Here is a 3,010-nt window from a genome sequence, read left to right as displayed (position 1 = left end):
TCGTCTACCAGTTGAGCACGATATCTGTCCAGGGATGATATATCCAGGGATTCCGCCATCTTGCTTATGTATATTATATCTCTCTGACGTCTGATATCATCAATATACTGTCCAAGTGTATCATATATCTTTGATAATCTGTAAGGTTCATCTTCAAGCTTGCCCAAGTCTACATATAAAAGCACGCCTCTATTCCCCATTATTTTCATCCCCCCTGTACTTGTCAAGTATCTTTACGATACTAACATCACACATCCCTCATCTACATGAGTATCAGTTTATCGCCATTTTCAACATGATAACTTTTCAAGGTTCTATCTGGATCCATAACCATGCCTTCTCTCGGTAACACTAATACCCAGTGCTCACGATTCACATAGCCTGTTCGCAGATACTGCGATACAACATCCAAAGTATCCGTTATCACATCACAAACCTGTGCATTCTCATTATATTGAACATCAAATTCTTGATTTATTTCCGGCATAATCAACCTGGACTTAATCATGAACTCCTCCTTTACGGATGGAGCATCTTCAATAGAAAAACTGCATCTGAATCAAGATTTCTGATTTGATGTTTTCTTGAGCCAGATGAGCACTTTCTCTTTGTGAGATGACCAAAAGGCAGACTCTGGGCACGATATTCGAAAGAAGTAGACTGATATCAGCAGTCTGGAAAAGAATTTGAAAATTAACATAGAAAAAACGCATTATCTCCATAGCACCAAGTGCCATGAAAACAATGCGTCCTAAATTTTAAAGAAAAAATATTCAGTTGTGATTTCGGATGTTCTTATACGAAGTCATTATTAAATATAGTCTTTCATAATGTTCCAAACCCTTTTTACTTCGTCATTATATTTCTCATTCAACTGATTTCTTAATTGAACATCTGCATCATAAATAATGAAATCGCTTAACCCGCCTCTCGAAGCAAACAGTTTACTATAGCTTTCTATCAAGTATTTCATTTTTTCACCATTGCTCTCATCCGAGTCAATACAATTAACTTGTCCCATAAGAATTCTTAATATCCCGTTATATTGTCCATATCCATATTTTTGTACCATTTTGCCAATCTCTATATACGCCTCTCGCAACTGCAAAAACTCTTCATTTCTTATCATTCTTCTATCTCCAATCTATTGTAACGGTGTTTTTCCTACAACTTCAAAAGTCCATGGTGCATCTATATAGGTTTGCATAACATTATATCCTCCCACGTATACTCCACCTTGCGGTCCGACTGATCCTGTATAAATAGTAGTACCCTTTGGTACTTTAATCGCATATACATTATCTATATAAGAGCTTGCCTCATACGCACCAGTTTTCGGGTCTATCCAATGAGTCTTTACCGCTGCGTCAATTCTTACATTAGTAACAGAAGCAGGTGGCTCACTCGTAAACCATCTTCCATACGGATTTTGAGCATTACCTGCTCGATACATTATTCTATCTTCCTGTAATACTTCCATATTGTATCTGCCACCATAGAAATTCTTTGCAGGTTGATTAGGCATTTCTGCTAACGGTCCTGGATTTTCAATCATATTATATTGATAATTAGCTATATCACCTGACCAATATATAACAGTTGTACTACCACTCTCTACAACTTCTGCAACATCATCTAGCTTATTCACTTCTACATTACTTAAAGCTTTTTCACCTAAGGCAATGTCATCTGAGTTCTTGAATATCGTTGTATGGCTTAGTTCTTCAATATCCGTCTTTCTCGCTACATCTCCGATTTCTGATACGGAACTGTTCGCTGGGTTTCCTGATATAACTTCTTCTACCATATTGCTTCCCAACATTGCCAATATATGGCTGTCTGTACTTTGATAGATTGCATCACAAGCTTTATCTTCTGCTACATTCCCAATCAATATCCTTCCAGCATCTACGGCGATAGTTTATAAATCCGTGAACTTCACGGATTCAGGTAAATGACAAAAAGCTATTATTAATCTCTGTATGTCATTCACTTCGTGAACAGACAGAGATTAAAATAGCTTTTTGAGTTAAGGGTTTTGGAGTCCTAAAGTATAACCATAATTAAATATCATTATACGGATTTTTTTCAAGTATTTCATTAATCTCTTCATCTTTCCTTTTTAAAAAATCCTCACCAAATAAAGCAAATATTTTTTTTTCTTTCTCAAAGAGTGGTCTTCGGAAATCTTTTCCTTTCTCTTGATTATTCATGGCATACTTCATAGTAATATTTGTTGATAATATATTTAAAGCATACCACAATACTTCTCGTTCGTCATTTACAACTATATCACTTCTTATCTTCCCCTTTTCTGCATAAAGAATATGATAATTTGAATTTGTACTAAAAATGTATGTTCCCTCAGCACTATTATCATCCCCTTTTTCGAAAAAAACATTACTGTATGAAATCTCATCTAGTTTATCATTAATTTCACTCATAATATATTTTTGCAGTTCATTTGTTGTTAACATAGTTTTTCACCTCTCTCTATTTATTTTGGCACTATATAGCCTTCTCTAATTAATTGTAAAATCGGCATTGGCAATTCATATTGTAATCCTCCACCTGCAGAACCTCCCCATGCTGCAATCTCTGCTTGGATAGTGTTTGGTATTTCCTTTATAACCCTAAATTCCTGATAAATATTAGGGTCAGTAGTTGGTGGCAATGCTAATTTATCTGCATTTGCACCTGTTTGTGTTACAAAGTTACTCTTATTCCCAATATTTCCATACCGCCCAAATGTATCTCCTGGTTTTAACGACATATTTACTTCTGTTCCTGGTACAGCTCCGTTATTTGGTGGATAATTTATTGTACCATCTGCTTTATACCAACTTGTTTCACTTCCACCCTCACAAATAATACTACTTTCAGACTCCACCCGTCCTTTGCTAGTAGACATAACCTTATTCTTTCCATCTGCCTTTGACGATGACTTTCCACCCTCAAAAACTGACCGCAAAACAAATGATGTTATTGCACACTCTGCCCAGGTCTTGGC

At 35.8% G+C, this 3,010-nt stretch carries 6 protein-coding genes; all 6 read right to left on the bottom strand.

All coding sequences use genetic code 11. The annotated features are described in order from the left end of the window. Positions 1-200, bottom strand: a 200-nt coding sequence (locus GT575_RS14805) for a hypothetical protein (protein ID WP_161172304.1), incomplete at its 3' end; no start/stop codon positions are given. Between the two features lie 62 nt (positions 201-262). After that, positions 263-508 carry an EsaB/YukD family protein gene (locus tag GT575_RS14800; RefSeq protein ID WP_015533115.1) on the bottom strand — a complete coding sequence of 82 codons (246 nt, stop codon included), beginning with the start codon at positions 506-508 and terminating at the stop codon, positions 263-265. Between the two features lie 303 nt (positions 509-811). Beyond that, positions 812-1,129, bottom strand: a complete 318-nt coding sequence (locus GT575_RS14795) for a hypothetical protein (RefSeq protein WP_055148064.1) — start codon at positions 1,127-1,129, stop codon at positions 812-814. Positions 1,130-1,144: 15 nt separating this feature from the next. Then, complete coding sequence (locus GT575_RS14790; protein WP_117875554.1) at positions 1,145-1,894, bottom strand: hypothetical protein; 750 nt, start codon at positions 1,892-1,894, stop codon at positions 1,145-1,147. A 169-nt stretch (positions 1,895-2,063) separates the two neighbouring features. Beyond that, entirely contained in the window at positions 2,064-2,477 is a 414-nt protein-coding gene (locus GT575_RS14785; protein WP_055148057.1) for a hypothetical protein, read from the bottom strand. 20 nt (positions 2,478-2,497) lie between these two features. Continuing rightward, on the bottom strand, positions 2,498-3,010 hold a 513-nt coding region (locus tag GT575_RS14780), incomplete at its 5' end, for a glycohydrolase toxin TNT-related protein (RefSeq protein ID WP_161172303.1).

Source organism: Coprococcus sp. BIOML-A2, assembly GCF_009875795.1.
Lineage (GTDB): Bacteria > Bacillota > Clostridia > Lachnospirales > Lachnospiraceae > Coprococcus > Coprococcus aceti.
Note: the sequence above shows the minus strand (reverse complement) of the source record. Positions and strands in the feature narration are given on the sequence as shown.